At 68.5% G+C, this 22,369-nt stretch carries 25 protein-coding genes and 1 tRNA gene; 12 read left to right on the top strand and 14 right to left on the bottom strand.

Annotation, left to right across the window (positions count from 1 at the left end):
* Positions 1 to 105: 105 nt before the first annotated feature.
* The 3 genes from Mth01_RS27525 to Mth01_RS27515 form a co-directional block, all read right to left on the bottom strand.
* Positions 106 to 552, bottom strand: a complete 447-nt coding sequence (locus Mth01_RS27525) for a hypothetical protein (protein WP_204018876.1) — start codon at positions 550 to 552, stop codon at positions 106 to 108.
* Positions 542 to 982 (bottom strand): hypothetical protein, encoded by a 441-nt coding sequence (locus tag Mth01_RS27520; RefSeq protein ID WP_204018875.1) that lies wholly within the window; start codon positions 980 to 982, stop codon positions 542 to 544. The genes Mth01_RS27525 and Mth01_RS27520 overlap by 11 nt, the downstream gene beginning before the upstream one ends.
* Before the next feature lie 235 nt (positions 983 to 1,217).
* A complete protein-coding gene (locus tag Mth01_RS27515; protein ID WP_239090050.1) occupies positions 1,218 to 1,883 on the bottom strand; it encodes an HAD family hydrolase in 666 nt (221 codons plus the stop codon).
* Positions 1,884 to 2,137: 254 nt separating this feature from the next.
* Between Mth01_RS27515 and Mth01_RS29985 the strand changes: the two genes are divergently transcribed.
* Together Mth01_RS29985 and Mth01_RS30260 are read left to right on the top strand one after the other, a co-directional pair.
* A complete protein-coding gene (locus Mth01_RS29985) occupies positions 2,138 to 3,184 on the top strand; it encodes a type I restriction-modification system subunit M (RefSeq protein ID WP_275409048.1) in 1,047 nt (348 codons plus the stop codon).
* Entirely contained in the window at positions 3,109 to 3,735 is a 627-nt protein-coding gene (locus Mth01_RS30260; protein WP_204018873.1) for an HsdM family class I SAM-dependent methyltransferase, read from the top strand. The genes Mth01_RS29985 and Mth01_RS30260 overlap by 76 nt, the downstream gene beginning before the upstream one ends.
* Here the strand turns inward: Mth01_RS30260 and Mth01_RS27500 are convergent.
* Positions 3,680 to 3,919 (bottom strand): GntR family transcriptional regulator, encoded by a 240-nt coding sequence (locus Mth01_RS27500; RefSeq protein ID WP_204018872.1) that lies wholly within the window; start codon positions 3,917 to 3,919, stop codon positions 3,680 to 3,682. The genes Mth01_RS30260 and Mth01_RS27500 overlap by 56 nt on opposite strands.
* Positions 3,920 to 4,014: 95 nt before the next feature.
* On the opposite strand from Mth01_RS27500, the gene Mth01_RS27495 reads away from it, so the two are divergent.
* The 3 genes from Mth01_RS27495 to Mth01_RS27485 all read left to right on the top strand — a co-directional run bounded on the left by Mth01_RS27495 (position 4,015) and on the right by Mth01_RS27485 (position 5,094).
* Positions 4,015 to 4,236: a hypothetical protein gene (locus Mth01_RS27495; protein ID WP_204018871.1), complete on the top strand. Its 222-nt coding sequence runs from the start codon at positions 4,015 to 4,017 to the stop codon at positions 4,234 to 4,236.
* Entirely contained in the window at positions 4,233 to 4,541 is a 309-nt protein-coding gene (locus Mth01_RS27490) for a hypothetical protein (protein WP_204018870.1), read from the top strand. The genes Mth01_RS27495 and Mth01_RS27490 overlap by 4 nt, the downstream gene beginning before the upstream one ends.
* 250 nt (positions 4,542 to 4,791) lie before the next feature.
* Positions 4,792 to 5,094, top strand: a complete 303-nt coding sequence (locus tag Mth01_RS27485) for a hypothetical protein (RefSeq protein ID WP_204018869.1) — start codon at positions 4,792 to 4,794, stop codon at positions 5,092 to 5,094.
* A 152-nt stretch (positions 5,095 to 5,246) separates the two neighbouring features.
* Here Mth01_RS27485 and Mth01_RS27480 read toward each other — a convergent pair whose 3' ends face one another.
* On the bottom strand, positions 5,247 to 5,441 hold the full coding sequence (locus Mth01_RS27480; protein WP_204018868.1) for a hypothetical protein: 195 nt from the start codon (positions 5,439 to 5,441) through the stop codon (positions 5,247 to 5,249).
* A gap of 108 nt (positions 5,442 to 5,549) precedes the next feature.
* On the opposite strand from Mth01_RS27480, the gene Mth01_RS27475 reads away from it, so the two are divergent.
* The gene (locus Mth01_RS27475; RefSeq protein ID WP_204018867.1) at positions 5,550 to 6,128 is read left to right on the top strand and encodes a type IV toxin-antitoxin system AbiEi family antitoxin domain-containing protein; all 579 of its coding nucleotides are present in this window, start codon (positions 5,550 to 5,552) and stop codon (positions 6,126 to 6,128) included.
* A 150-nt stretch (positions 6,129 to 6,278) separates the two neighbouring features.
* Positions 6,279 to 6,734, top strand: coding sequence for a nucleotidyl transferase AbiEii/AbiGii toxin family protein (locus tag Mth01_RS27470; RefSeq protein WP_204018866.1), 456 nt, complete (start codon positions 6,279 to 6,281; stop codon positions 6,732 to 6,734).
* A 43-nt stretch (positions 6,735 to 6,777) separates the two neighbouring features.
* Here the strand turns inward: Mth01_RS27470 and Mth01_RS27465 are convergent.
* The 3 genes from Mth01_RS27465 to Mth01_RS27455 form a co-directional block, all read right to left on the bottom strand.
* A tRNA-Ser gene (locus Mth01_RS27465) sits at positions 6,778 to 6,866 on the bottom strand.
* Between the two features lie 77 nt (positions 6,867 to 6,943).
* The gene (locus Mth01_RS27460) at positions 6,944 to 7,774 is read right to left on the bottom strand and encodes an alpha/beta fold hydrolase (RefSeq protein WP_204018865.1); all 831 of its coding nucleotides are present in this window, start codon (positions 7,772 to 7,774) and stop codon (positions 6,944 to 6,946) included.
* A gap of 26 nt (positions 7,775 to 7,800) precedes the next feature.
* Positions 7,801 to 8,445 (bottom strand): dihydrofolate reductase family protein, encoded by a 645-nt coding sequence (locus Mth01_RS27455; protein WP_204018864.1) that lies wholly within the window; start codon positions 8,443 to 8,445, stop codon positions 7,801 to 7,803.
* 100 nt (positions 8,446 to 8,545) lie between these two features.
* Between Mth01_RS27455 and Mth01_RS27450 the strand changes: the two genes are divergently transcribed.
* Positions 8,546 to 9,043, top strand: a complete 498-nt coding sequence (locus tag Mth01_RS27450) for a winged helix-turn-helix transcriptional regulator (RefSeq protein WP_204018863.1) — start codon at positions 8,546 to 8,548, stop codon at positions 9,041 to 9,043.
* 97 nt (positions 9,044 to 9,140) lie between these two features.
* On the opposite strand, the gene Mth01_RS30255 is transcribed toward Mth01_RS27450, so the two are convergent.
* The gene (locus Mth01_RS30255; RefSeq protein ID WP_275409047.1) at positions 9,141 to 11,681 is read right to left on the bottom strand and encodes a MinD/ParA family ATP-binding protein; all 2,541 of its coding nucleotides are present in this window, start codon (positions 11,679 to 11,681) and stop codon (positions 9,141 to 9,143) included.
* Between the two features lie 114 nt (positions 11,682 to 11,795).
* Between Mth01_RS30255 and Mth01_RS27440 the strand changes: the two genes are divergently transcribed.
* A complete protein-coding gene (locus Mth01_RS27440) occupies positions 11,796 to 12,758 on the top strand; it encodes an NAD(P)H-quinone oxidoreductase (RefSeq protein ID WP_204018862.1) in 963 nt (320 codons plus the stop codon).
* 66 nt (positions 12,759 to 12,824) lie between these two features.
* Complete coding sequence (locus Mth01_RS27435) at positions 12,825 to 13,355, top strand: bacterial proteasome activator family protein (protein WP_204018861.1); 531 nt, start codon at positions 12,825 to 12,827, stop codon at positions 13,353 to 13,355.
* On the opposite strand, the gene Mth01_RS27430 is transcribed toward Mth01_RS27435, so the two are convergent.
* Complete coding sequence (locus Mth01_RS27430) at positions 13,346 to 14,164, bottom strand: Cof-type HAD-IIB family hydrolase (RefSeq protein ID WP_204018860.1); 819 nt, start codon at positions 14,162 to 14,164, stop codon at positions 13,346 to 13,348. The genes Mth01_RS27435 and Mth01_RS27430 overlap by 10 nt on opposite strands.
* 495 nt (positions 14,165 to 14,659) lie before the next feature.
* Here Mth01_RS27430 and Mth01_RS27425 point away from each other — a divergent pair, with 495 nt between their 5' ends.
* Positions 14,660 to 14,863 (top strand): cold-shock protein, encoded by a 204-nt coding sequence (locus Mth01_RS27425; protein WP_041952879.1) that lies wholly within the window; start codon positions 14,660 to 14,662, stop codon positions 14,861 to 14,863.
* 238 nt (positions 14,864 to 15,101) lie between these two features.
* Here the strand turns inward: Mth01_RS27425 and serS are convergent, their stop codons facing one another.
* From serS to Mth01_RS27410, 3 genes are read right to left on the bottom strand one after another with little or no spacing between them, the layout of a single operon-like run.
* The gene (serS, locus tag Mth01_RS27420; protein WP_204018859.1) at positions 15,102 to 16,367 is read right to left on the bottom strand and encodes a serine--tRNA ligase; all 1,266 of its coding nucleotides are present in this window, start codon (positions 16,365 to 16,367) and stop codon (positions 15,102 to 15,104) included.
* 37 nt (positions 16,368 to 16,404) lie between these two features.
* Entirely contained in the window at positions 16,405 to 17,325 is a 921-nt protein-coding gene (gene pheA / locus Mth01_RS27415; protein ID WP_204018858.1) for a prephenate dehydratase, read from the bottom strand.
* 10 nt (positions 17,326 to 17,335) lie between these two features.
* Entirely contained in the window at positions 17,336 to 18,691 is a 1,356-nt protein-coding gene (locus tag Mth01_RS27410; protein WP_204018857.1) for a glycosyltransferase 87 family protein, read from the bottom strand.
* Positions 18,692 to 18,758: 67 nt separating this feature from the next.
* On the opposite strand from Mth01_RS27410, the gene Mth01_RS27405 reads away from it, so the two are divergent.
* Positions 18,759 to 21,035, top strand: coding sequence for a hypothetical protein (locus tag Mth01_RS27405; protein WP_204018856.1), 2,277 nt, complete (start codon positions 18,759 to 18,761; stop codon positions 21,033 to 21,035).
* Here Mth01_RS27405 and mptB read toward each other — a convergent pair.
* The coding region (mptB, locus tag Mth01_RS27400; RefSeq protein ID WP_204018855.1) for a polyprenol phosphomannose-dependent alpha 1,6 mannosyltransferase MptB at positions 20,917 to 22,369 on the bottom strand (1,453 nt) is incomplete at its 5' end. The genes Mth01_RS27405 and mptB overlap by 119 nt on opposite strands.

Here is a 22,369-nt window from a genome sequence, read left to right as displayed (position 1 = left end):
TTCGGCAATCAGCGATAAACGGTTTACTCAACACTCTCGTCTCGGGGTATGTCAATGAATGTCCTCGTCGACGCTTGAGCCTCTCCAGAAAGAACGGCATATAAATCATTGCGAGTCATCCTGGTCGAACTCGTCGCCTATTACTTGAACAACGGGATCGCCTTTCTTGATATATGAACCGCTTTCATCTAATTCATCCTTTAGTCTCCTTTCATCGGTTTGAAGTGTTTCAATTTCCGTACGTGGAGGCCTCATCATTTGCTCTAGAACTTTAGTGCTTCCGAGATAGAATGATCCGCCGGGAATTCTATAAGTGCGGAACGTCCTGGCAACAGCGAGCCGATCGCTAACGCGAACTACCTTTACGATAGCCTTCTCTATCTCGACAGAGCCGAGAGCCTCTCCTGTATCAGGGTCTTTAATATCGACGCCTCGACTGTTGAGGACGGCGAATCGCATACCAACCTCTACGCCATCGACCGTACCTTTATTAATGACGAGTTCGCGCGCAGTAAGAATCTGGGCAACCTTGCCCTCAATTCTACTTGGCATTGTCGCCGCCTTCCGTAAGTTTTCTCAGAGCGTCTTTATGAAACTCATTCCAATCGTCGATGGAATCGACTAGACCCTCCTCGATCCAACTGAGCTCGACGCTTACGCGCCCCATCGCCTTGCGCATCTCCCCAGCGTTTGCGTTGCTCTCGTAAGCGGTCTCAGCTATCAGCTTGGCCTCCTGCGCCCTTCGTACCATCTTCAGCAGCCGGCGAACAGCAGCACGAGCTAGTCCAGGGTCGGCCTTTCCGATGGCATGGAACCTGGAAGCACCTGCTACTTGGAAGACCCCCGCCAACACCACGAGAAGAGCACTGGTCGCCCGAGACGGTTGCTGATCCGCCCCACTCAGCACACCAAGGTAGATAGTCAGCGCGACACCAACCGCCACAAGTATCGTGGCCCAGACGTGACTACGCGTGATCTTCACAGGACTCAGCCTAGTGATGTGGTTGCAGGCTTATAACCTACTCCCCTTGTTCGTCCCTACAGACAGAGCAGGATGAGGCCGACGGAATGCATCGGGAAGGATCACCCGGAGTTACGGCGTGACAGCCGGACGCGGCCAACCAACCGGAGCTGATTACAGGCGTGGGAGCGTCCGGGAGCTGATGATCTGGGCCTTCGTATGACTCGACCGAGAGCACTCGAACGAGGCGCCACCGCTAGCCTTGCAGGATCTCAATGGCGTGAAGCACGTCGGCGACCACATGGTCGGCCTGGTGCTCGGCGTCAGGTGAGTTGCCTCGGTCGATCCAGATCGTACGAAGACCAGCGGCGCGTCCTCCGGCTATGTCAGCAGTGAGATTGTCACCGATCATCCATCCACCCTCGGCGAGAGTCACACCGCAACGCTTGGCCGCGATCTCGAGCAGGCCAGCCTCGGGCTTCCGTATACCCTCGGCTCCCGACAGCGCGTAGGCGTCGACGGCCTTGGCCAACCCGGTCTGCTGGATCTTCCCGAGCTGGTTGTCCGCCGTCCCGTTGGTGACGATCGCAACACGCCACCCTGACGTGCGTAGCCGGGCCAGGCCGTCCAGGACTTCGGGCCGACAGCGCACGAGGTACGGCATGCGCCGCCGGTAGCGGCCCCACAGCTCCTCGACAGGGTCAGGCAGGGCGAAGCGCTCTTGGACCTTGGTGAAGAACACCTCACGGTGAGGGTAGCCATCCCGGTTGAGTGCGAGCAGCCAGCCAACCGCCTCAGAGCCCAAACCGTGCTCATCTGCGAAATCCTCGGCCCACACCCGGTACGCCTGCTCCAGATCTATGAGCGTGTTGTCCAAGTCGAAAAGCGCGAGTCGCTGCACGAGCACACCGTAGCCGGTCACCCGCCATTCCACAGCACACTGGCCGACGGCCAGCCCCGGTCATCCGGTGGCAAGCGGACCCGGACCGCAGGGCCGCCAGGTTCGAGGACCGGAAACGCTATGGTGCGGGCAGGCCTGGAATTCCCTCTGATTCCCCGCGTACGCAGGAGGCCGAGGTGCGCGAAGATGGCTTCATGACGCCCCCGTCAGCGGACGTGCGTTGCCTTGCGTGTGGCGTGACTACCCCAGTGGGCCGACGCAGCCATGCACGTTGAATGATCCCTTTGAGGAGCCTTGCGAGTACGCTCGGTAGTTTTCTTTGGTCGATCGCCGACCAGCTTCGGGGTCCCTACCGCCCCAACCAGTACGGGAACGTGATCCTCCCGTTCACGATCCTTCGGCGCCTCGACTGCATCCTGGGGTCGGACCGCGAGACCGTCCGAGACCTGGCCGCGGCATACGAGAACCCGAACCGGCTCCGGGTCGAGGTCAAGAAGGCCACCGGTCGGCCGTTCTACAACACCTCGAAGTACAGCTTCGCCAACCTTCTAAAGGACGCGGACGGGCTCAGGGACAACCTCGTCGACTACATCGACCGGTTCTCCGCCGACGTCGATGTGTTCGAGTACTTCGACTTCGAGAAGGAGATCATCGCCCTGGAGAAGGCCGGTCTCCTGCGCGAGATCGTGAAGTCCTTCGGCGCGGTCAACCTGCACCCCGATGTCGTGTCCAACGCCGACATGGGGGACGCGTTCGAGTACATCATCCGCAAGTTCAACGAGGCCGCGAACGAGACCTCCGGTGACCATTACACGCCGCGTGACGCGATCCGGCTGCTGGTCGACCTGCTCTTAGCCGAGAAGGACGCCGACCTGACCGAGTCCGGCATCGTCCGCACGCTCTACGACCCCACCGCCGGCACCGGCGGCATGCTCACCCTGGCCGAGGAGCACCTGCTCGCACAGAACCCGGACGCCCGGCTGAGCCTGTACGGCCAGGAGTACAACCCGCAGTCGTACGCGATCTGCAAGTCCGACCTGCTCGCCAAGGGCCACGACGCCTCCAACATCGCCTTCGGCAACACGCTCACCGACGACGCCTTCAAGGGCCGCCAGTTCGACTTCTGCATGTCCAACCCGCCGTACGGCGTCGACTGGAAGCAGTACGCCAAGGCCGTAACCAAGGAGCGCGCCGAGGCCGGCCCGTACGGCCGGTTCGCGCCGGGCCTGCCCGCCACCTCGGCCAGATGCTGTTCCTGCTGCACCTGGCGCACAAGATGCGCGCCCCCGAGGACGGCGGCGGCCGGGCCGGGATCGTCATGAACGGCTCGCCGCTCTTCAACGGGGCCGCCGAGTCCGGCCCGTCCAACATCCGCAAGTGGCTGCTGGAGAACGACCTGGTCGAGGCGATCATTGCGCTGCCGGCCAACATGTTCTTCAACAACGGCATCGCCACCTACATCTGGATCCTCGACAACACCAAGCACCCCGACCGCAAGGGCCTGGTCCAGCTCATCGACGGCACCTCGTTCTGGGATCAAAGGGATCATCGTGGCGCTCGCCGACGCGTTCTACGAGGCCGCGATCGACAAGGAGGCAGGTCTACCTTGCTCAGAATCTTGAGGTATCCCCTCGCTGAAACGCCCCGGCTTCGGGCATGGCAGGAGCGTAGTTCGTCAACTGTCCCAGTTCGGAGATCATCCACGTTAAAGGCGTGGAGAAAGTTCTCATCGGGCAGGGGCTCGCTGCTCACCGGGCGTCCAGAGGCTGCGTTGTCGGGCCTGGCGGCGGCTGGGGAGATAGCGGGAGGCCGTGGGGCTACGGTTCCGCGTCGTTCGGACTCACGATGGAGCCCTTGCCTGGTTTGGTTGTGATCAAGCCCTGCTTGCGGAGGGCCTCCATCGCCTTGCGGACAGTCACCCGCGCCACGTCGAACTCCTCCTGAAGCTTGACTTCAGAGATCAGCGACAGGGGCGGATAGGTGCCGTCCTTGATGCGCTCCGCGACGACGTTCGCTATCTGCTCCCACTTGTAGAGCCTGGGGTCCCACTCGATCACAGGACGACTCTAGGTATGCCCCCACCTGCGAACATAGAACAGCAATTCCTAGGAATGGTGTAGACAGGATAGGACAGGTAACCTAGGCTCGGGCCATGGCGACAGCGGGTTACGACCTCGACGATGTACGGGACGCCTTCCCCGAGTGGGTGCTCTTCCGTAGCGACGCTGGGCGATTGTGGGCCAGCCGTAAGACACCGTTCTCCGCAGCGGAAGAGAAGGCGGGTGCGTTCCGCACGGTCGACGGTGACGACGCGGCCGAGCTGGCGGCGGCCGTCGCCGCTCAGGAGGACTTGGCCGGCGAGGCGTCTCAGTGAGCCGTCCATCTCATGCCAGGGGACGTCACCGGCCCGGAACCACGCCCTCCCCCTTCCGCCGCCGCCCCTGGGACGGTCAGGCACGCGGTACGGCCCAGAGCCTCGACCAGCACTGGCAGGGCTGGTCTGTCCTGTACGGCCCGGCCAGTCGCCGGTTCTACGCCATGGTGGCCTGGCCAGTGCGTGAACCGTTGATCCTTTCCGCCTCCACGGCCGCCGAGTTGGAGCGGCTGATGTACCAGGCCGAGACGGTCTTCAGCGCCCGCGGTGAGATCCCCGCTCCGGTTACGAGGGTCGCCGCATGACCGGCACGTCCAGTCTCGACCGCTGCGGCCACCTCCTGTCGCGGCCGAACACGAAACAGACCTGGCCCCAGAAGCGGAACGTTCCGCCACTGGGTGCCGCAGGACGGGTGGTCCCCTCTGGCCAAGCGGAGTTGGCCGACGGAGCAGGCCGAGGGGACCACCTGCTGACCGCGCCCGCCGGTGGTGACCTTCCCACCCACCGGCGGGTGCCCGCCCCTACAGGCCTCCGACAGGAAACGGCGGTGCGATCATGACTGACTGGCTGGAGTTCATCCGGTCCTGTCCGGGCTTGCACGCTGCGGCCGTACCTCAGGAGGGGTATGAGCGGGTGAACTGGCGCAAGAGCGTGCCGCGCGCTCCCCGCGTGCGGGTCCGCCGGCACACCTGCGACTGCAAGGCGATCGTGTATGAGCTGTGCCAGGCCGGCGGGCTGTCCTTCGTCCGCCGTCTTTCCCGCTCCGGCGGCAAGACGCTGATCACTGAGTCGGAGTGGGTGCGCGTTCCGGAGGCCGAGCGCCTGTGGTTGAAGGTGCTGATGGGAACGGCGCGATGACCACGATCGAACCGGCCGGGTCGTCGGCGGACGATGCGGAGGGGCGCTTATGGCCGGCTGCGGTCATCACCTGGTGTGCTGGACTTGGCCTGGCAATGGCGTTCCCAGCGGTGCCCAGTGTGTCGGCTGCTGGACCTGGTGGCGGATCGACCTCATCCCGGCGGGCGTACGGCCACGTCACCCCGACGACCTGCCACCGCGTGAGGAGCCGCCGCCGTTGCCAGCACGTCGAACGCGGCGGCGATCTCTCCGGCGGCGGCCTCGGCGTTCAATCGGTCGGTGAACAGCCGCAGGTGAAAGAACGCCTCATCGGCGGTGGCGGTCAGATCGGTGCGGTCTCCTCCCACGCCCGCGCCGGTGGGTTCGCGGCCTGTATCAAACCCATCCCTTCTGATCAGTTAATGGGTAGGATTTGATACATGGGCCCATCGGAGACCTCCAGGCTGGATACAAGGTTGACTGCGCTCCCTCCGACCTTCACAGCAGGGCAAGCGCGTCTGGCTGCCCTCTTCTCCCGTGATCTGGCCTCCCTGGTCGCGGATGGGGGGATTTATGAACTCTCCCGAGGGGTCTACCGGCAGGCATCCGCCCCGGAGACGGCACATCTCGACATCCTGGCCGTGTATATCCGCGCCTCTCACGCTGTCGTGTGCGAGGAGTCCGCCCTTGCCATCCACGAACTGATCGATGACATCCCCTCAGCCGTCCACATCGCGGTCCCCCGGGGACGCCACCGTCCATCAATCTCCTACCCGCCGGTTGTGGTCGCCCAGTACTCTCCCGCCACCTTCACTCTGGGCATCGAATGGTTCGAAGCCGCGCCGGGAGAAACCGTTCCCCTCTACGGCCCGGCCCGCAGCGTCGTCGACGCCATGCGCCATCGCCACCGCATCGGTGAGACTCTCGCGCTCTCCGCACTCGGCCGGTATGTGCGCCGCGCCACCCCGGAACAGATCGGTGAGCTTCAGCGCGTCGCCCGCAAGCTGGGGGCGCTGACGGTCATTCGTCCCGCCGTCGAGGCAGTGCTCGCCTGATGCCCAATCCCACACGCGCCACCACGGCCGGGCGCGTCTACAACGACCTACGCAACCTGGCCAAACGCAGCAGGCGATCGACCGACGAGCTCGTGATCGAATACGTTCTTGAGCGTTTCCTCTACCGTGTGGCCTTCGAACCTGACACGCATGAAGACCATGCCGATCCGCGAGGAAGACGAATATCACGGTCTTCGCCTGGTCATGGGAGCCGTGATCGCCCGCGCACGGCTCAAGCTCCAACTCGACGTGAGCTTCGGCGACCCGATCACTCCAGAACCCCAGGTCATCGACTATCCGCAGCAGCTCTCCGCGGAAAGATTCCAGATCTTCGGTTATCCCCTGGCTACCGTCATCGCCGAGAAGCTCTCCACCGCGGTTGCCCTCGGTGATCTCAACACTCGGGACCGCGACTACGCGGACCTCTTTCGTCTGGTCTCACTTCATGATCTCGACGGTGGCGAACTCACCGCAGCGCTCAACGCCACCGCAGCCCATCGCGGCAACACGTCGAGATCCATCCCGCATATATCCCGCGAACAGCGGCCGAGGAGTGCTCAGGGTGGCGTACGGCTGCGCATGGTGGAAACGATCAACGGCGTCTGACCGTCGCGAAACCGCCGGTCAGACGCCGTTTTGGCTGGTTGAGCGGAGAGCGTGGGATTCGAACCCACGAGGACCGTCACCGGCCCTAGCGGTTTTCAAGACCGCCGCCATCGTCCACTAGGCGAGCTCTCCTCGGTCGGCACCCGCAGGTGCCATACCGCACCTTAGTCTCTCATCACCCGCACCGTGACCGCGACGGCAAAAGACGATCACTCGCTCCGGCGGCCCGTACCCGCGCTGAAGAACTTGGTCAGGATCGACGCCAGTGCCGCCGGCCGCTGCAACACCGCGTGGTCCTCCCCGGGCATCACCTTCAGTTCGGCGCCCGGTACGGTCGCCGCGACCATCTTCGTCGCCGCCGCCAGGCCGGGCGCGGTCTGGTCGCCGTAGACCGCCAGCACCGGCACGCTGATCCCGGCGATCCGCTCAAGTGGCATCAGCTGCCAGGGCGTGGTGACCAGCACGTCGTACGGCAGGCTCGGAGCCTTGTCGGCCAGGAACGGCCACTCCTCTCCGGCCTTCATCCCGGCGATCACCTCGGCCGGGACGCCGATCAGCTCGCCGAGAAAAAGCTCCGCGGCGCCGTCGCGATCCCCGGCGGCGACCAGGGCCTTGAGACGGGCATAGACGTCGGCCGGCGGCTTCGGCTGGTTCTCGTCGGCGCAGTACGGAGGCTCGTACACGGCGACCCGGTCGATCGGCAGTCCGCGCATGACCCCCTCCAGCACAAGGACGGCACCCGACGAGTGGCCGAATACCGAGGCCCGGCCGCCGACGTGCTCGATGACCGCCGCCAGGTCGTCGATCTCGTTGGCGACCAGGTATTCCTCGCTGCTGTCGTCGCTGGCCCCCCGGCCGCGCCGGTCGTAGGTCACCACGGTGAACGCCGGCGCCAGTTCGGCGCCCAGCGCGGCCACGGTCGAACGGTCGTTGAACGCGCCGCCGACGAGGATCACCGGTGCACCCTGGCCGGCCGTGTCGACGGCGAGGGTCGTGCCGTCTTTGGAGGTGATGTTCGCGGTGGTGATGTTCGTGGTCAAGCCTGTCCGCCTCTTTCCGGGTGTGACTACGGTCGGGTGAAGGTCATGTGAGTGACGCCACTGGGAGTGGTCACGGACTCGATCTGGAAGCGCTCCTCGAGTCCTTCGAGCCCGTCCCACAGTCGCTCGCCGCGGCCGAGAACGATCGGGACGATGACCACATGCAGATGGTCGATCAGATCGGCGACCAGGAACTGGCGTACGGTGCTCGGCCCGCCGCCGATCCGCACATCCAGATCGCCTGCGGCCTCGCGCGCCTGACGCAGCGCCTCCTCGGGGGTGGCGTCGATGAAGTGGAACGTGGTGCCCCCTTCCATTTCCAGGGCGGGTCGGGGGTGGTGGGTCAGGACGAACACCGGCGTGTGGAACGGCGGGTTCGGTCCCCACCAGCCGGTCCACTCGTGGTTCTGCCACGGTCCGCGCTGCGGTCCGAACTTGTTGCGGCCCATGATTTCCGCGCCGATGCCCGCATTCCACGTACGGACCACGGCATCGTCGACTCCGGCGCCGCCGCCGGTCTTCCCTTGCATGGCGTGGAAGGTTCGTGTCGCGAAGAACCACTGGTGGAGCCGGTCGCCGGCGTGGCCGAACGGGGCGTCGAGACTCTGCCCCTCACCAGTGGCGAAGCCGTCCAGGGAGACGGCGAAGTTGTGGACCCTGACCCGTGACATGGAGTGTTCTCCCATCCACTTTAGTGATTGCGTATTGCAATCACAAGAACGGAGCGTAGCCTGGGTGCTTGCGGACCGCAATCACCCAGGGAGGTTGTCCATGCGAGAAGAACCGCGATCGGGGTGTGCGATCAACGCGGCGGTGGAGGCGCTCGGCGACAGGTGGAGCATCATCGTGCTGCGCGACATGATCTTCGGCGGCCGTCGGCACTTTCGCGATCTCCTCGCAAACTCGGAGGAGAGGATCGCGTCGAACATCCTCAGCAGCCGCCTCAAGTCCCTCGTTGCCGGAGGTCTCCTGACACATGAGGCGGCGGGGCGAGGGCGGCGAGGGACCTACAGTCTCACCGAGGCGGGCATCCAGACCGTTCCGATCATGGTCATGCTCGGCTCGTGGGGCCTGCGGCATCGCCCGACGACACCGGAGTTGAGCGTGCGGGCACGCCTGCTGGAGGAGGCCGGCCCGCCCCTTTGGGAAGACCTGATGGACGAGCTACGCGAGGCGCACCTGGGCATCCCGCGCCCGAACCCCGATCGCCCGTCGGCATCCCGACTCCTGCAGGAGGCCTACGAACGTGTCATGGCGGAGTCGACCTGACCCAGGAGCCGACCTGACCCAGGAGTCGACCTGACCCGCCTTCGCGGCCCCGCACACGGCACCCGCTTCTGGAAAACCCCGCCCGCCCCGGAGCGCGTCAAAGGTGGTCGGGGATCTCGGAGAACCTGCGCTGCGTCAGCGCCTGCACGCCGGCGAAGCCGTCGCCCACGCTGGCGGCCAGCCGCAGGTACGCGTCCCGCGTCGACTCCTGGAGCCGCTCGAGGTCGATCTCCGCGCCCTCCTCCAGGTGCGGGTCGTACGGCACCCGGATCACCGCCCGGCAGCGGGCGGCGAAGTGGGACTCGAGCTTGTCCAGGTCGATGGTCGACTTCGACCGGGGCCGTACGCTGCACAGCACCACGGTGGCGGACCGCACCAGGTCGTCGTAGTGGTGTGCCTCCAGCCAGTCGAGCGTCGCCGACGCGGCCCGCGCGCCGTCCACGGACGGCGAGCTCACCAGCACGATCTGGTCGGCCATGCCCAGCACGCCCGACATCGCCGAGTGCAGAAGGCCGGTGCCGCAGTCGGTGATGCAGATCGAGTAGAAGTTCTCCAGCACCTGCGCGACCGTGTGGTAGTCGTCGGCGCTGAACGCCTCCGACACCGACGGGTCGCGGTCGGACGCCAGGATCTCCAGTCGCGAGGGCGTCTGGGAGGTGAACGCCCTGATGTCCACATATCGCGTGATCTGCCCGCGCTCGTTCAGCAGGTCGCGTACGGTCGCCGCGGTCTCCAGCTCGACCTTGTCGGAGAGCGTGCCACGGTCCGGGTTGGCGTCGACCGCGATCACGCGATCGCCACGCACCTGGGCGAGCGTGGCCCCGAGGCCGACGGTCGTGGTGGTCTTGCCGACCCCGCCCTTCAGACTCAGCACGGCCACCCGGTGATGCCCGCCGGCCACCGGCGTCCTGGCCCGGTTCATGAGCTCGCGGCGGCGCCGTACCTCCGCCGGCTCGCCCGGCTTGATCAGCCCCGCCGATGCCCGGTACACGAACCGCCGCCACCCGGACCTGGGAGCGTTCCGCCGGCCCCGCAGCAGGCTGACCGGGTCGAGGCTGTCCGCGCTCGGCTTACCCGCCCCGGTCCCGCGCGCCGTCCCGCCGAACGGCGGGTTCGCCGCCGCCTGCCTGCGCCTCGGCTGGTACGGCTCACGCTCGCCTGAGGCCGCCCGGTCGCGCTGGTGCTGCTCGTGCTCGCGCTCAGCGCCCGGATCACGATCCCGATCGTTCCCCAAGGCGCCGCGGTCCCGGTCGCCGGCCGTGTCGCGGTCCCGCTCGTACGGCGCATGCTCCCGATCGGCCGGACCCGGTCCGTACGGCTCCCGCGCCTCGGCCTCCGGAACCGCCCTGAGCGGCCCAGTAGAACTGAGCGGCCCCGTAGAACTGAGCGGCCCCGTCGTGCTGAAGGGGCCAGTGGTGCTGAATGGTCCGGTAGGCCGGTCCTCGGAGAATCCGAGGGACTCGGCGTGGTCGGTCGGCTCGGTGGCGGACGGCCCGGCGAGGAAGGAGGACTTGACGACCTCGCCGGTATCGAAACTGGGATCGAAGCCGGTATCGAAGCCGGGGTTGAACTCCCCCGTCTCGAACTCTCCCGTCTCGGACTTCCCCGGGCTGTGCTCCCGGATGCCGAACTCTCCAGTGCCGAACTCCCCAGACGTGAAGAGCGGCCTGCCGTCCAGGGGGGTGGGCGCCCTGTCCTCGGAGGAGGTGAAAGGCGGCGTGCTCTCGGAGCCGGGGGAGGCCGAAGGGGAGGGGAAGTCAGCCGGGAAGGTCGGCGACAGCGGGGAGGAAGAAGCCGCGGACGAGGAGAACTGGCCGAAGCCGACCTCCTCCTTGGTGGGCGAGTCCGCGGACGCGGCGTTGGCCGGCGGATCCACCGGTACCGCCGGCTCCAGCCACCCTCGCAGCGGCTGCTCCTTCTCGGACTCGGCGGACTCCGAGAAGCCCGAAGAGCCGGACGACCCCGCCGAAGCCGAAGTCGAAGTCGAAGTCGGAGTCGAAGCCGGCGACTCCGACAGGTCCGACGAGGAAGACTTGTGCGACTTGTCGGCCTCACCGGCACCGAGGTCTCCGAAGGCCCCCAATCCGCCCAGACTGTACGAATCGGTGTCCGCCGGGGAGTACGCGAAGGCGCCGCGACCGAAGGCGGCCGTCGCGTCCGCGCCGGTGTCGTGCTCCGAAGCCTGGGCCTTGTCGACATCCGCCGCCGTCGGCGCGCCGTACATCCCGTCGGAACCCGTACCGCTGAAGAGCGGACCGGACAGGGCTCCGGACAGTGCTCCTGTCAGGGGGGAGTCGGACGGCACGAGCCGCCACGGGTCCGACGGGTACGGCGAGGCGCTCTCGGGCTCGGCGGGTGGCTGCTCGGCGCGCTGACCGCCGAACGGCCCACCGGACTGCGATGCCCCACGCCCAGTGCCGTGCCCGACGCCCTGCCCGGCCCCCTGGCCGCCGTCCTGACCACCGGCCTTCCCCGCGTTCTCATCGGGAGCCGGTGCGGGAGACTGCGGGGGACGCGCGAGGGTGGCCGAGGTCACGGCGCTCACCGCGATCTCCACCTCGTCGGGCATCTCCTTGATGGCGTCCAACCACGCGAGCTGGTCCTCGAGATGGGGATCCTCTCGATCATGTTTCGCCACCGGGTACCCCCTCGGGATGGGCTAATGGGGTAGCAAACACAATGCAGAGTAGCGCCATGTAATACGGTCAATGTGGGCAACTGTACGTTTCCCTGCCACGCTACTTTAGGTCACATGCGTGCCGTCGTGATTTCGGAGCCCGGTGACCCGGGGGTTTTGGTCTGGCAGGAACTCCCCGATCCGCGTCCGGCCCGAGGCGAGGTGGTCATCGACGTGGTCGCCTCGGCGGTCAACCGGGCCGACGTCCTTCAGCGCAGGGGCCACTATCCGCCGCCGCCGGGCGCTTCGGAGCTCCCCGGCCTGGAGTGCTCCGGCGTGATCGTGGAGGTCGGCGAGAACGTCGAGGGGTTTCGGACCGGGGACCAGGTCTGCGCGCTGCTCGCGGGCGGCGGGTACGCCGAGCGGGTCGCGGTGCCCTGGCAGCAGGTCATGCCGGTCCCTGCCGGGGTCTCGTTGATCGAGGCCGCCGCGCTCCCCGAGGTCGCCTGCACGGTCTGGTCGAACGTGTTCATGGCGGCCCGGCTGCGCAAGGGCGAGACGCTGCTCGTCCACGGCGGTGCGAGCGGCATCGGCACGCTCGCCGTCCAGCTCGCCAAGGCGTACGGCTCTCACGTGCTGGTCACCGCCGGAACGGCGGAGAAGGTCCGGCGCTGCCTCGACCTGGGCGCCGACGAGGCCGTGAACTACCGGGAGGAGGACTTCGCCGAGCGGTTCGCCGGCCGGGCCGACGTGATCCTCGACATCATCGGGGCCAAATATCTGCCACGGAACCTCGATGCTCTCGCCATCGGGGGGCGGCTCGTCGTCATCGGGCTGCAGGGCGGCGCGATGGGCGAACTCGATCTCGGCAGGCTGCTCGCCAGGCGCGCAACGATCATCGCGACCGGCCTGCGGGCCCGCTCGGTGGATGAGAAGGGGGTCATCTGCCGGGGTGTGGTGGACAACGTCTGGCCGCTGGTCGGGGCGGGAGCCATCCGGCCCGTCGTGCACGCCGCAGTTCCCCTGGCGGAGGCCGCCGACGCGCACCGGATGTTGGAAGCCGGTGAACATATTGGGAAAATCCTGCTGGTCCGGTGAGTGTAGGTTGGAGCGTGAGGCCCGAATCGCGAGCCAGCCGAGCGAATCAGGAGTGGTAACCGATCGATGAACGCAGACGAGAGCACCCCGCAGATCGTGGTCGTGGGACCCGACGGCCTCTCGATCTCCGGCGGCGACGGTGGCAACGGGGACGGGCATGAGGAGCGCTCCGTCGCCGACCTCGTCGAGCAGCCGGCGAAGGTGATGCGGATCGGCAGCATGATCCGCCAGCTTCTCGAAGAGGTGCGGGCCGCCCCCCTGGACGAGGCGAGCCGCTTGCGGCTGAAGGACATCCACCAGAGCTCCATCAAGGAACTCGAGGAGGGGCTCGCGCCGGAGCTCGTGGCCGAGCTCGAACGGCTGTCCCTGCCGTTCAGCGATGAGAACGGCACCCCGCCCAGCGACGCCGAGCTGCGGGTCGCGCACGCCCAGCTCGTCGGCTGGCTGGAGGGCCTGTTCCACGGCATCCAGACCACGCTGTTCGCGCAGCAGATGGCGGCGCGGGCCCAGTTGGAGCAGATGCGCCGCGCCCTGCCGGGCGGCATGCAGCAGCCGGGGCACGACGACGGCAACCGCGTCGGCGGCCCCTACCTCTGATCACCGCTGGACCCGAAGAGGTCTTCCAGCACCAGGGCGACTCCGTCGTCGTTGTTGGCCGCCGTCACGTGATCGACGGCGGCCAACACGTCGGGGTGGGCGTTCGCCACCGCGTACGCCGTACCGGCCCATGTCAGCATCGGCAGGTCGTTGGGCATGTCGCCGAAGGCCACCACCTCCGTCGGCCTGATCCCCCGCTCGCCGGCCAGCGCCGCGAGCGCCGTCGCCTTGGTCACGCCGCGGGCGCTCATCTCGATCAGCGCGTGGCCGCTCGAATGGGTCGGCGTCACCAGGTCCCCGACACACTCGAGGGCCTGGCGGTGCAACTCGTCCGGGTCCATCGAGGGATGCTGCGCGAGCAGCTTCGCGCACGGTCGCGAGGCGAGCGCCGCCGACGCGGTCACCCGCACGCCGTACGCCCTCCGGGAGTCCCAGCGGTCGAGCACATAGCCGGCCTCGTGGGCGAAGCCTCCCTCGTACTCCACGGAGAACGCCAGCCCGGGCAGGCGCGTCCTGAGCCGGACGATCGACTCCTCCAGGACGGCCGGCTCGATCAGACGCGCCTCGACGATCTCCTCGGTGTGCAGGTCGTAGACGAGCGCTCCGTTGGCGCAGATCGCCAGCCCGTGATGCCGTACGGCTTCCGCGACGCTGTGCATCCATCGGGGCGGCCGCGCCGTGACGAAGACCAGCGTGCCGCCCGCCTCCTCCACCCTGGCGAAGGCGGCGGCCGTACGGGGAGAGACCGTGCCGTCGGAACGCAGGGCCGTGCCGTCGAGGTCCGTGGCGACAAGGCGGGGGAGATTCATGCAGGTTCCCGTTCACACACCGTGGCTGACCCGACTGGCGGTTGCCCTTCCGGGCACGAGGGTACCCGTGGGGGACGACAGAACGGATTTCGTCGTCGCGGCCGGGACATCCGGTAGGGTGTTCGACGTGCGGGACGAAGGGCTAGGCCCGGACTCCCGAGCCATCACGACTGACACGATTGCCATGGCGCCACGGTCTGACGTCGTCGGACACGGCGCACGTCCGCAGGTGGAAGCGGCGAACGCCGCACCGCGGGCGTACGGCTCCGAGCCGGGAACCCCTCGAGTTATCACACTGGTCAGGGCGGCGCGGACGGAAATCCTGCCCTTTGGGACTTGGGAGTGCGCCGAATAGTGTTAGATGTGTAGGCGTTGTATTAGCTGTTCCCGTAGCGAAAACCAGTTTGACTGTATGAGCCACCCGGGGAGCTGTGCGACACGCCGGGGTCCACGAGGTGTGGTCCCCAAGATTCACTTCCTTAGGGAGAACGTTAAATGGCTCAGGGAACCGTCAAGTGGTTCAACGCTGAGAAGGGCTTCGGCTTCATCGCTCCGGACGGCGGGGAGCCCGACGTCTTCGTGCACTTCTCCGCCATCACCGGTAGCGGCTACCGCAACCTGGAGGACGGCCAGCGGGTGGAGTTCGAGGTCATCGCGGGCCCGAAGGGCCCCCAGGCGTCGAACGTCCGGGGCCTCTGACCGGGAGCCGCACCCACCAAACGTGTCTGACTGACTCAGGGCACTCATAGAAGGCGGGGCCTCGCTGACGCGGGCCCCGCCTTCGCCATTCCGGCAGACGTCATGAAGCATTCATGGCCGGTCTTCCCGAACATGACGATTGGGTTCCTGACCCGATCTGTGGGCGTCGACACTCAGACCGGTCAGGATATGTCCAGGTCAGGGCCGTTTTAGGCGAAAGACCTTGACCAAGCGGTAACTACCGGGATTCCGGCCGGAGGACGTCGAGCCCCACGTACGGCCGTAGGGCCTTGGGCACGACCACGGAGCCGTCGGCCTGCTGGTGGTTCTCCAGGATGGCCACGATCCACCGGGTGGTCGCGAGCGTGCCGTTCAGCGTGGCCACGTTCCGCGGCCTGCCGTCCTCGTCCCGGTAGCGCACGCGCAGCCGCCGCGCCTGGAAGTCCGTGCAGTTCGACGTCGAGGTCACCTCGCGGTAGCGGCCCTGGCTCGGCAGCCATCCCTCGCAGTCGAACTTCCGCGCCGCCGACGTGCCCAGGTCCCCGCCCGCGACGTCGATCACCCGGTAGGGCAGTTCGACCTTGGCGAGCATCTCCTTCTCCCATTCGAGCAGGCGTAGATGCTCCTCGTGCGCCTGGTCGGGGTGGCAGAAGGAGAACATCTCCACCTTGTCGAACTGGTGGACCCGGATGATGCCGCGGGTGTCCTTGCCGTACGACCCGGCCTCGCGGCGGAAGCAGGACGACCAGCCGGCGTACCGCATCGGCAGCGAACGGGCGTCGAGGATCTCCTCGGAGTGGTAGGCCGCCAGCGGCACCTCCGACGTGCCGACCAGGTAGAGGTCGTCCTCGGGCAGACGGTAGATCTCCTTGTCGTGGGCGACGTGGAAACCGGTGCCCTGCATCGCCTCCGGCTTCACCAGCACCGGTGTGATCATCGGAGTGAACCCGGCCTCGATCGCCTGCTGCATCGCCATGTTGAGCAGGCCGAGCTGCAGGCGGGCGCCGACGCCCTTCAGGAAGAAGAACCGCGCGCCGGAGACCTTCGCGCCGCGCTCGACGTCGATCGCGCCGAGCAGCTCACCCAGCTCGAGGTGATCGCGGGGCTCGAAGTCGAACGACGGCCTCTCGCCGATCTCCTCCAGGACGACGTAGTCGTCCTCGCCGCCCTCCGGGGCGCCCTGCTCGACGATGTTCGGCACGTTCTGCAGCACCGTGTCGAGCTCGGTCGCCAGCTTCTCGGCCTCGGCCTCGGCGGCCTTCACCTGCGCGGCCAGCTCCTTGGCCCGGTCGAGCAGCGCCTGCCGTTCGTCCCCGGAGGCCCGGGAGACCGACTTGCCGACGCTCTTCTGCTCGGCGCGCAGCGACTCGAAGCCGGTCAGCGCGGCCCGATGCCGCTCGTCGAGCGACAGCAGGGTGTCGACGACCGAGTCGTCTTCGCCGCGGGCGCGCTGCGACGCCCGGAGCCGGTCAGGGTTCTCACGAAGGGTACGCAGGTCAATCACGGATCAAAGGCTACCGGAGCGGGTCGGCCTCCCGCTCTCACACGCGACCCGCCCGGATGCGGCTCAGCCAGTCGGCGGCCTCGGCGAAGTCCGCATCCGCCGTACCTCGCCTGACCTGCGGGGCGACCGCGTCGGCCCGCGGATAACTGCCGAGGAAGCGCACGTCGGAGGAGAGCCGGTGCAGGCCCGAGATGGCCTCGCCGACCCGGGCGTCCGAGACGTGGCCCTCACAGTCGAAGTGGAAGAAATAGTGGCCGATGCCGTCACCGGTCGGACGCGACTCGATGCGGGTGAGGTTGACGCCGCGCACCGCGAACTCGCTCAGCATCTCCAGCAGCGCGCCGGGGTGGTCGTCCTGCAGGAAGACGACCAGCGACGTGCGGTCGGCGCCGGTGGGCTCGGGCAGCAGGCCGGGCGGGCTCACCCGGATGAACCTGGTCACCGTGTCGGAACGGTCCCCGATGTTCGAGGCGATCGCGGTGAGACCGTAGTATTCGCCGGCGATGGCCGGGCTGATCGCCGCGTCGTACGGCGAGCCGGGCGCGGCGACCTCCTGCGCGGCGCCGGCCGTGGAGGCCGCCGCGACCACGACGGCGCCGGGCAGCTCCCGCTCGATGAACCCGCGGCACTGGGTGTGCGCGGCGGGATGGGTGGTCAGCCGCTTGATCTGCGCCAGCTCGGTGCCCGGCCGGACCAGCAGGGTGAACTCGACGGGCAGCAGCAGCTCGCCGGTGACGAGAAGCGGCGGTCCCCAGGCCAGCTCGTCGAGGGTCTGCGTGATCGCCCCCTCGACCGAGTTCTCCAGGGGGACGACGGCGCCGTCGGCGGTCCCGCTGCGAGCGGCCTCGAGCGCGGCCGTGACATTGGCGTACGGCACGCCCTCGACGTCGGGCGCCAGGAGCCGCAGCGCCGCCTCACAGAAGGTGCCCCGAGGACCGAGGTAGGCGAGCTTCGACATGCCATCCAGGTTATCCCCGCCTGACCCCCGGGTGAGTGCATTCGGACACGCGGCGGGTATGGCGGGGGAGCCGGAAGCCGAGCAGCCAGACGAGGACGATGGCGCCCAGGCCGAAGGCGTTCTGCACGATCTTCCCGATGACCGGACTGAACACCGGAATCTCCAGCGCCTTGATCGACACGCCCCACCACGGGATGGGCAGCACGTAGTAGAGCCACACGCCCCCGGCGACCACCAGTCGCATCCGATCACGGCCCGCGCCGACCAGCGCGGCGAGCACGACCACCACCCAGGCCAGGTGGTGGATCCACGCCACCGGCGACAGCAGTACGGCCATCAGCCCGGTCAGCGCCACCCCGGTCAGCCCGTCGCCGTCCCGGAAGGCCCGGCGGGCGTGGCGGAAGCCGTACCAGCCGATGACGGCCACGGCGGCGAGCCAGATGACCTGGGTCAGCGGGCCGGGCAGGTAGAGCCTGAGCAGCATGCCGCGCAGCGACTGGTTGGTCGTGGCGGCGTTCGCCCCCAGGCGCTCGGAGTCGAGCAGCGCGCCGAACCAGAAGTCCCGCGCGTCCTGCGGCATCACCAGGAACGGCAGCAGCGTGAGCAGGGCCGCCGTGAACGTCGCCATGAAGAACGCACGCCGCTGCTCGGGATCGCCGTTCCGGCGCGGGAACCCGGTGACGGCGAGATAGATCAGGAAGACTCCCGGGGTGAGCTTCACGGCCGTCGCCAGGCCGATCAGCATCCCGCGCGGCCAGCGCGGCCCGCATGCCAGGCAGTCGACCAGGCACAGCGCCAGGAGGAAGAGATCCACCTGGCCGAACCGCACCTGGTCCCTGATCGGCATCAGATAGATGCACGCGGAGGTCAGTACGGCGACAAGCAGCGGTACGGCGGCCGCCCCGCCCAGGAAGCCACCGAAGAAGCCACCGGGGAAGCCACTGAGGAGGCCGCGCGGACGGCCCTGTCGTGGGCCGAGCGGCGTCCTGAGCCCCTCGAAGAGGGGACGGAAGGCGAGCCGGACCGTGACGACGAGAACGGCGAAGATGGCCGTCGTCCACACCCACTGGGCCGCCGGCCATGAGATCAGGGCGAGCGGCACCGCCAGCATCGCCCCGATCGGCGGGTAGGTGAACGGCAGAAGCTGCGGCGCCGGGGTGATCACCCCGTAGACGGGCAGCCCGCGCAGGATCGCCGTTCCGCCCGTACGGTAGACGTCCAGGTCCACCAGCCGCTGGTCTTCGGGGTTGGTCAGCCAGTACGCGACCAGGGGGGCCGCGGCCAGGGCGATGGCCGCGAGGGCGAGGGCCCAGGCCCACACGGGCCGCACGGTCGTCCGGCCGGTCGTCATGGAACCGGTCGTCATGGAAAGGGAGGCTACCGTGGGGCTTCCCGTTCCTGTCGTCGCACACCAGAGCTGAGGAGTCCGGACAGTGCCTGCCAACCGGTCCACGTCATGGCGGACGAGGCGATCCGCGGCGGTGCTGGTGACGGCGCTGCTGGCCTGCCTCATCGCCGTGGGTCTCCCGTCACCGGCCGGAGCGACGGAGGCCGCCGCCGAGGCTTCCATGCGGGGTCAGGTCGTCGTGATCGGGGTGCCCGGCCTCCGCTGGGACGACCTCGATCCGGTGAACACGCCCACCCTGTGGGACCTCGCGGCGCGGGGTGGTACGGCCTCGCTGTCCACGAGGACCATCCCCTCCGAGGGATATTCGATCACCTGTCCGGTCGCCGGATGGCTGACCGTCTCGGCCGGGCAGCGTGCGGGGGCCGCGAGGCCCGCTGACCGGCACAGGGCCTGCGGCGCCGCCCCGACACCTGTGATGGCCGGGGACGGGTCGGGTTCGGCCACGATTCCGAACTGGCCGGAGTTCGTCGCCTTCCAGAAATCGAGCTCATACCGGGCGCGCATCGGACTTCTCGGGCAGACGATCGACGCGGCGGGCGGGAAGATCGCGGCGATCGGCCCGGGAGCGGCACTCGCCGCCGCCGACGAAAGCGGAAAAGTCCAGAAGTACGCGGCGACTGCCGCCGAGCTGCCGGACCTCACCCCGTACACGGCGGTCTTCGCCGAGGCGGACCAGATCACCAGGGAGTGGTTGGCCCGCCAAGGAGCCGATCTCCCACCCGACGTCCGGAGAAGCGCGGTCGCCGCCGCCGACCGGACCGTCCGAGACGTGCTCTCCCGCGTCTCCCCCTCGGCCCCCTCGGCCCCTGAAACCACGGCCGCTGGGACCACCGTGCTCGTCGCCGGACTGTCGGACGCCGACGCCACCGCGCACCTCCACGTCGCCATCGCCACCGGCACCGGCGCGCCTGGGCCGTACGGGCGGGGGTGGCTGACCGCGAGCTCCACCCGTCAGGACGCGCTGGTCACGATCACCGACCTGACCGCGACCGTGCTGCGCGTGCTCGGCCTACAAACGCCGAAGGAGGTGGTCGGCAAGCCGTGGCGCGGCGGCGACGACGCGCCCGATGGCACCCTCGGTGACACGGGGGAGGCGGTGGCCCGTCTCGCCGACGCCGATCTGGCCGGTCAGGTGCTGAGGCAGGTGCGGGAGCCGTTCTTCATCGCGCTCGTCGCCGTACAGCTGCTCTTCTACGGCCTGGCCGCCGTCGTGGTACGTGGGCGTCGGCGGAGGCTCGCCTCCGTCCAGGCGGTGGCGGTGGTCAGCGGCGCGCTGCCGATCTCGGCGTTCCTCGCCCAACTTGTGCCGTGGTGGAGTTTCGCCCACCCGATGCCCGCGCTGATCGGCACGATCCTGGCCTTCGCGGGCCTGATCGCCGGGCTCGCGTTCGCCGGGCCGTGGCGAGGGCACGTCCTCGGGCCGCTCACCGTCGTCGCCGCGGTGAGCTCGCTGGCACTGCTCGTCGACGTCATGACCGGGTCGAGCCTCCAGGTGAACGCGGTGAGCGGCTACGAGCCCGTGACGGGTGGGCGGTTCTACGGTTTCGGCAACATGGCGTACGCCGTCTACTCGACCGGCACGATCCTGCTGCTCGCCGGAGTCGCGCACGCGCTGCGCCGACGCAGGCGGGTCGCCGTCGCCGGGTGCCTCGCGTACGGCCTGCTCGCGATCGTCGCGGACGGCTGGCCGGGCTGGGGCGCCGACTTCGGCGGGGTGCCGTCGTTCGTCCTGGGGGTGGCGGTGTTCCTGCTGCTGTTCACCGGGCGGCGGGTGTCCGCCGCGAGGCTAGCGATCATCGCGCTGGCCGGAGCCGGGCTCATCGGGCTGATCGCGGTCGCGGACTGGCTGCGCCCGGCCGACCGGCGGACCCACCTGGGCGCGTTCGTACAGCAGGTGATCGATGGCGAGGGCGGCTCGGTCATCGGGCGAAAGCTCGCCGCGATGCTGCACACGCTGGGCAATCTGCCGCTGACGCTGCTCTCGCTGGCCGCGCTCGCGTTCCTGTTCCTCGTGCTGTCGCGGCCGTCCCGGTGGGGCGCCTCCGCGCTCAGTCAGGCGTACGGCATGGCGCCGGAGTTGCGGGCCGGCCTGTTCGGCGCGCTGACCGCGGCCCTCGCGGGATTCCTGCTCAACGACTCGGGGATCGCGATCCCGGCGATGGCCCTGACCGTCGCCGTGCCGCTCACACTGGCCGCGTCCGTCCGGGCACTCCGGCTCGCCGCCGCCGAGCCGTCACCCACGCCAGGGCCAGCAGACCGATCGTCAACACGAGCAGGATCGCCGGCACCACCTGCGACCTGACCACGTCGACCAGCCAGCCCAGGTCGGGCGGCTGGTCGCGCTGACGTGCCGGAAGGTAGCCGAGCGACAGCACGGCCAGCCGCGCCACCAGGAACGCGTCCAGCCACGAGGCGCGGACCAGAGCGAGCAGCGCGAAGGCCAGCCCGTCGTACCAGGGCAGGGCGTACGGCGTGGCGAACAGCCACGCCACGACGAAGATGAGCGCCACCATCGGACCCGCTCCGGGGTCACCGCGGCCGAGGCTCCGGAGCAGGAGGACGGCGAGCACGGCCAGCAGAAGCAGCGAACCGGCCTGGATCCAGATGTGGTACGCCCCGGACCCGAAGACGGCCTGCAGTGCCTGCTTGACGAGCTTCCACGGCGTGGCGAGCGACACGGTCCTGCTCGCGTCGCGCACCCGGTCGAGCGCGTGCGGTCCGGCCGCCCAGTAGGCCGCCGACACGGTTGCCAGCGCCGACCCGGCGACGAGGGCCAGCCGGGCAGGACGTCGCCTCAGCTCCCAGGCAGGCCCGAGGGCGACCAGCCCCGTCGTGACCTTCACCGCGATCCCCGCGCCGAGCGCCACCCCCAGCGGCACCGCCAGTGGCACGGCGAGGGCTCGGCGGTTTCTCATCGCCACGAGGGCGAGCATCGCGGCCACCACGGGTGCGATCGCCAGCGTGTCGAGGTGCATGCCGGCCACCAGGTGATAGACGAGCAGCGGATTGGCCGTCCAGAGAAGGGCGGCGCGGCGCTGCCGTACCGGATCGTCCCGGGTGAGGCGGTGCAGCAGCAGCCCGGTTGCGATGAACGCGGCCGCGTTGACGAGCGCCAGCACGAACACCGTCAGCCGGACCGAGTCGCCGCCGAGGTGGCTCGCCAGGGCCTGCACCGCCGTCGCCACCGGGCCGTAGACGCTGGGAGTGCTGCGCCACTCCTCGACCGCGCCGGCGACCGGGTCGGCCGGCAGGTCGGCGGGCACGGTCACGTACGGGTCGTGGCCGAGTGCGGCGATCCTGCCGTACGCCGCGTAGTTGAGGTGATCGGACGAGCCGGAGGGCGGCAGGAAGGCCAGCACCCCGGCGGCCAGACACCCCGCGATCAGGAGATGACGGGCGGGGGGCATCCGCCGTACGGAGAGCAGCCCGGCGGCGAGACCGATCGCACCGAGGACGATGGCGGCGGCGGCGATCCCGATGACGAGATGACCGTCGGGGGACAGGCCGAGCGAGTACGGCGGCTGCCAACCCGATCCGCTCAGGCCGTCCGCGAGCTCCGGCACCGGCCTTCCCGGGCCGTCGGCGAGCTCCGGCACCGGCCTTCCCGGGCCGTCGGCGAGCTCCGGCACCGGCCTT

This window comes from Sphaerimonospora thailandensis, assembly GCF_016863115.1.
GTDB classification, from domain to species: domain Bacteria; phylum Actinomycetota; class Actinomycetes; order Streptosporangiales; family Streptosporangiaceae; genus Sphaerimonospora; species Sphaerimonospora cavernae.
The sequence above is the reverse complement of the archived record's forward strand: the minus strand, read 5'-3'. Positions and strand labels throughout refer to the sequence as shown.

Bases quoted from the DNA above. Each gene is read 5' to 3' on its own strand.
- Mth01_RS27525 (WP_204018876.1), bottom strand. From the start codon at position 552: ATGCCAAGTAGAATTGAGGGCAAGGTTGCCCAGATTCTTACTGCGCGC.
- Mth01_RS29985 (WP_275409048.1), top strand. From the start codon at position 2,138: ATGATCCCTTTGAGGAGCCTTGCGAGTACGCTCGGTAGTTTTCTTTGG.
- Mth01_RS30260 (WP_204018873.1), top strand. From the start codon at position 3,109: ATGCTGTTCCTGCTGCACCTGGCGCACAAGATGCGCGCCCCCGAGGAC.
- Mth01_RS27495 (WP_204018871.1), top strand. From the start codon at position 4,015: ATGGCGACAGCGGGTTACGACCTCGACGATGTACGGGACGCCTTCCCC.
- Mth01_RS27485 (WP_204018869.1), top strand. From the start codon at position 4,792: ATGACTGACTGGCTGGAGTTCATCCGGTCCTGTCCGGGCTTGCACGCT.
- Mth01_RS27470 (WP_204018866.1), top strand. From the start codon at position 6,279: ATGAAGACCATGCCGATCCGCGAGGAAGACGAATATCACGGTCTTCGC.
- Mth01_RS27455 (WP_204018864.1), bottom strand. From the start codon at position 8,445: ATGTCACGGGTCAGGGTCCACAACTTCGCCGTCTCCCTGGACGGCTTC.
- Mth01_RS27450 (WP_204018863.1), top strand. From the start codon at position 8,546: ATGCGAGAAGAACCGCGATCGGGGTGTGCGATCAACGCGGCGGTGGAG.
- Mth01_RS27440 (WP_204018862.1), top strand. From the start codon at position 11,796: ATGCGTGCCGTCGTGATTTCGGAGCCCGGTGACCCGGGGGTTTTGGTC.
- Mth01_RS27435 (WP_204018861.1), top strand. From the start codon at position 12,825: ATGAACGCAGACGAGAGCACCCCGCAGATCGTGGTCGTGGGACCCGAC.
- Mth01_RS27430 (WP_204018860.1), bottom strand. From the start codon at position 14,164: ATGAATCTCCCCCGCCTTGTCGCCACGGACCTCGACGGCACGGCCCTG.
- Mth01_RS27425 (WP_041952879.1), top strand. From the start codon at position 14,660: ATGGCTCAGGGAACCGTCAAGTGGTTCAACGCTGAGAAGGGCTTCGGC.
- pheA (WP_204018858.1), bottom strand. From the start codon at position 17,325: ATGTCGAAGCTCGCCTACCTCGGTCCTCGGGGCACCTTCTGTGAGGCG.
- Mth01_RS27410 (WP_204018857.1), bottom strand. From the start codon at position 18,691: ATGACGACCGGTTCCATGACGACCGGCCGGACGACCGTGCGGCCCGTG.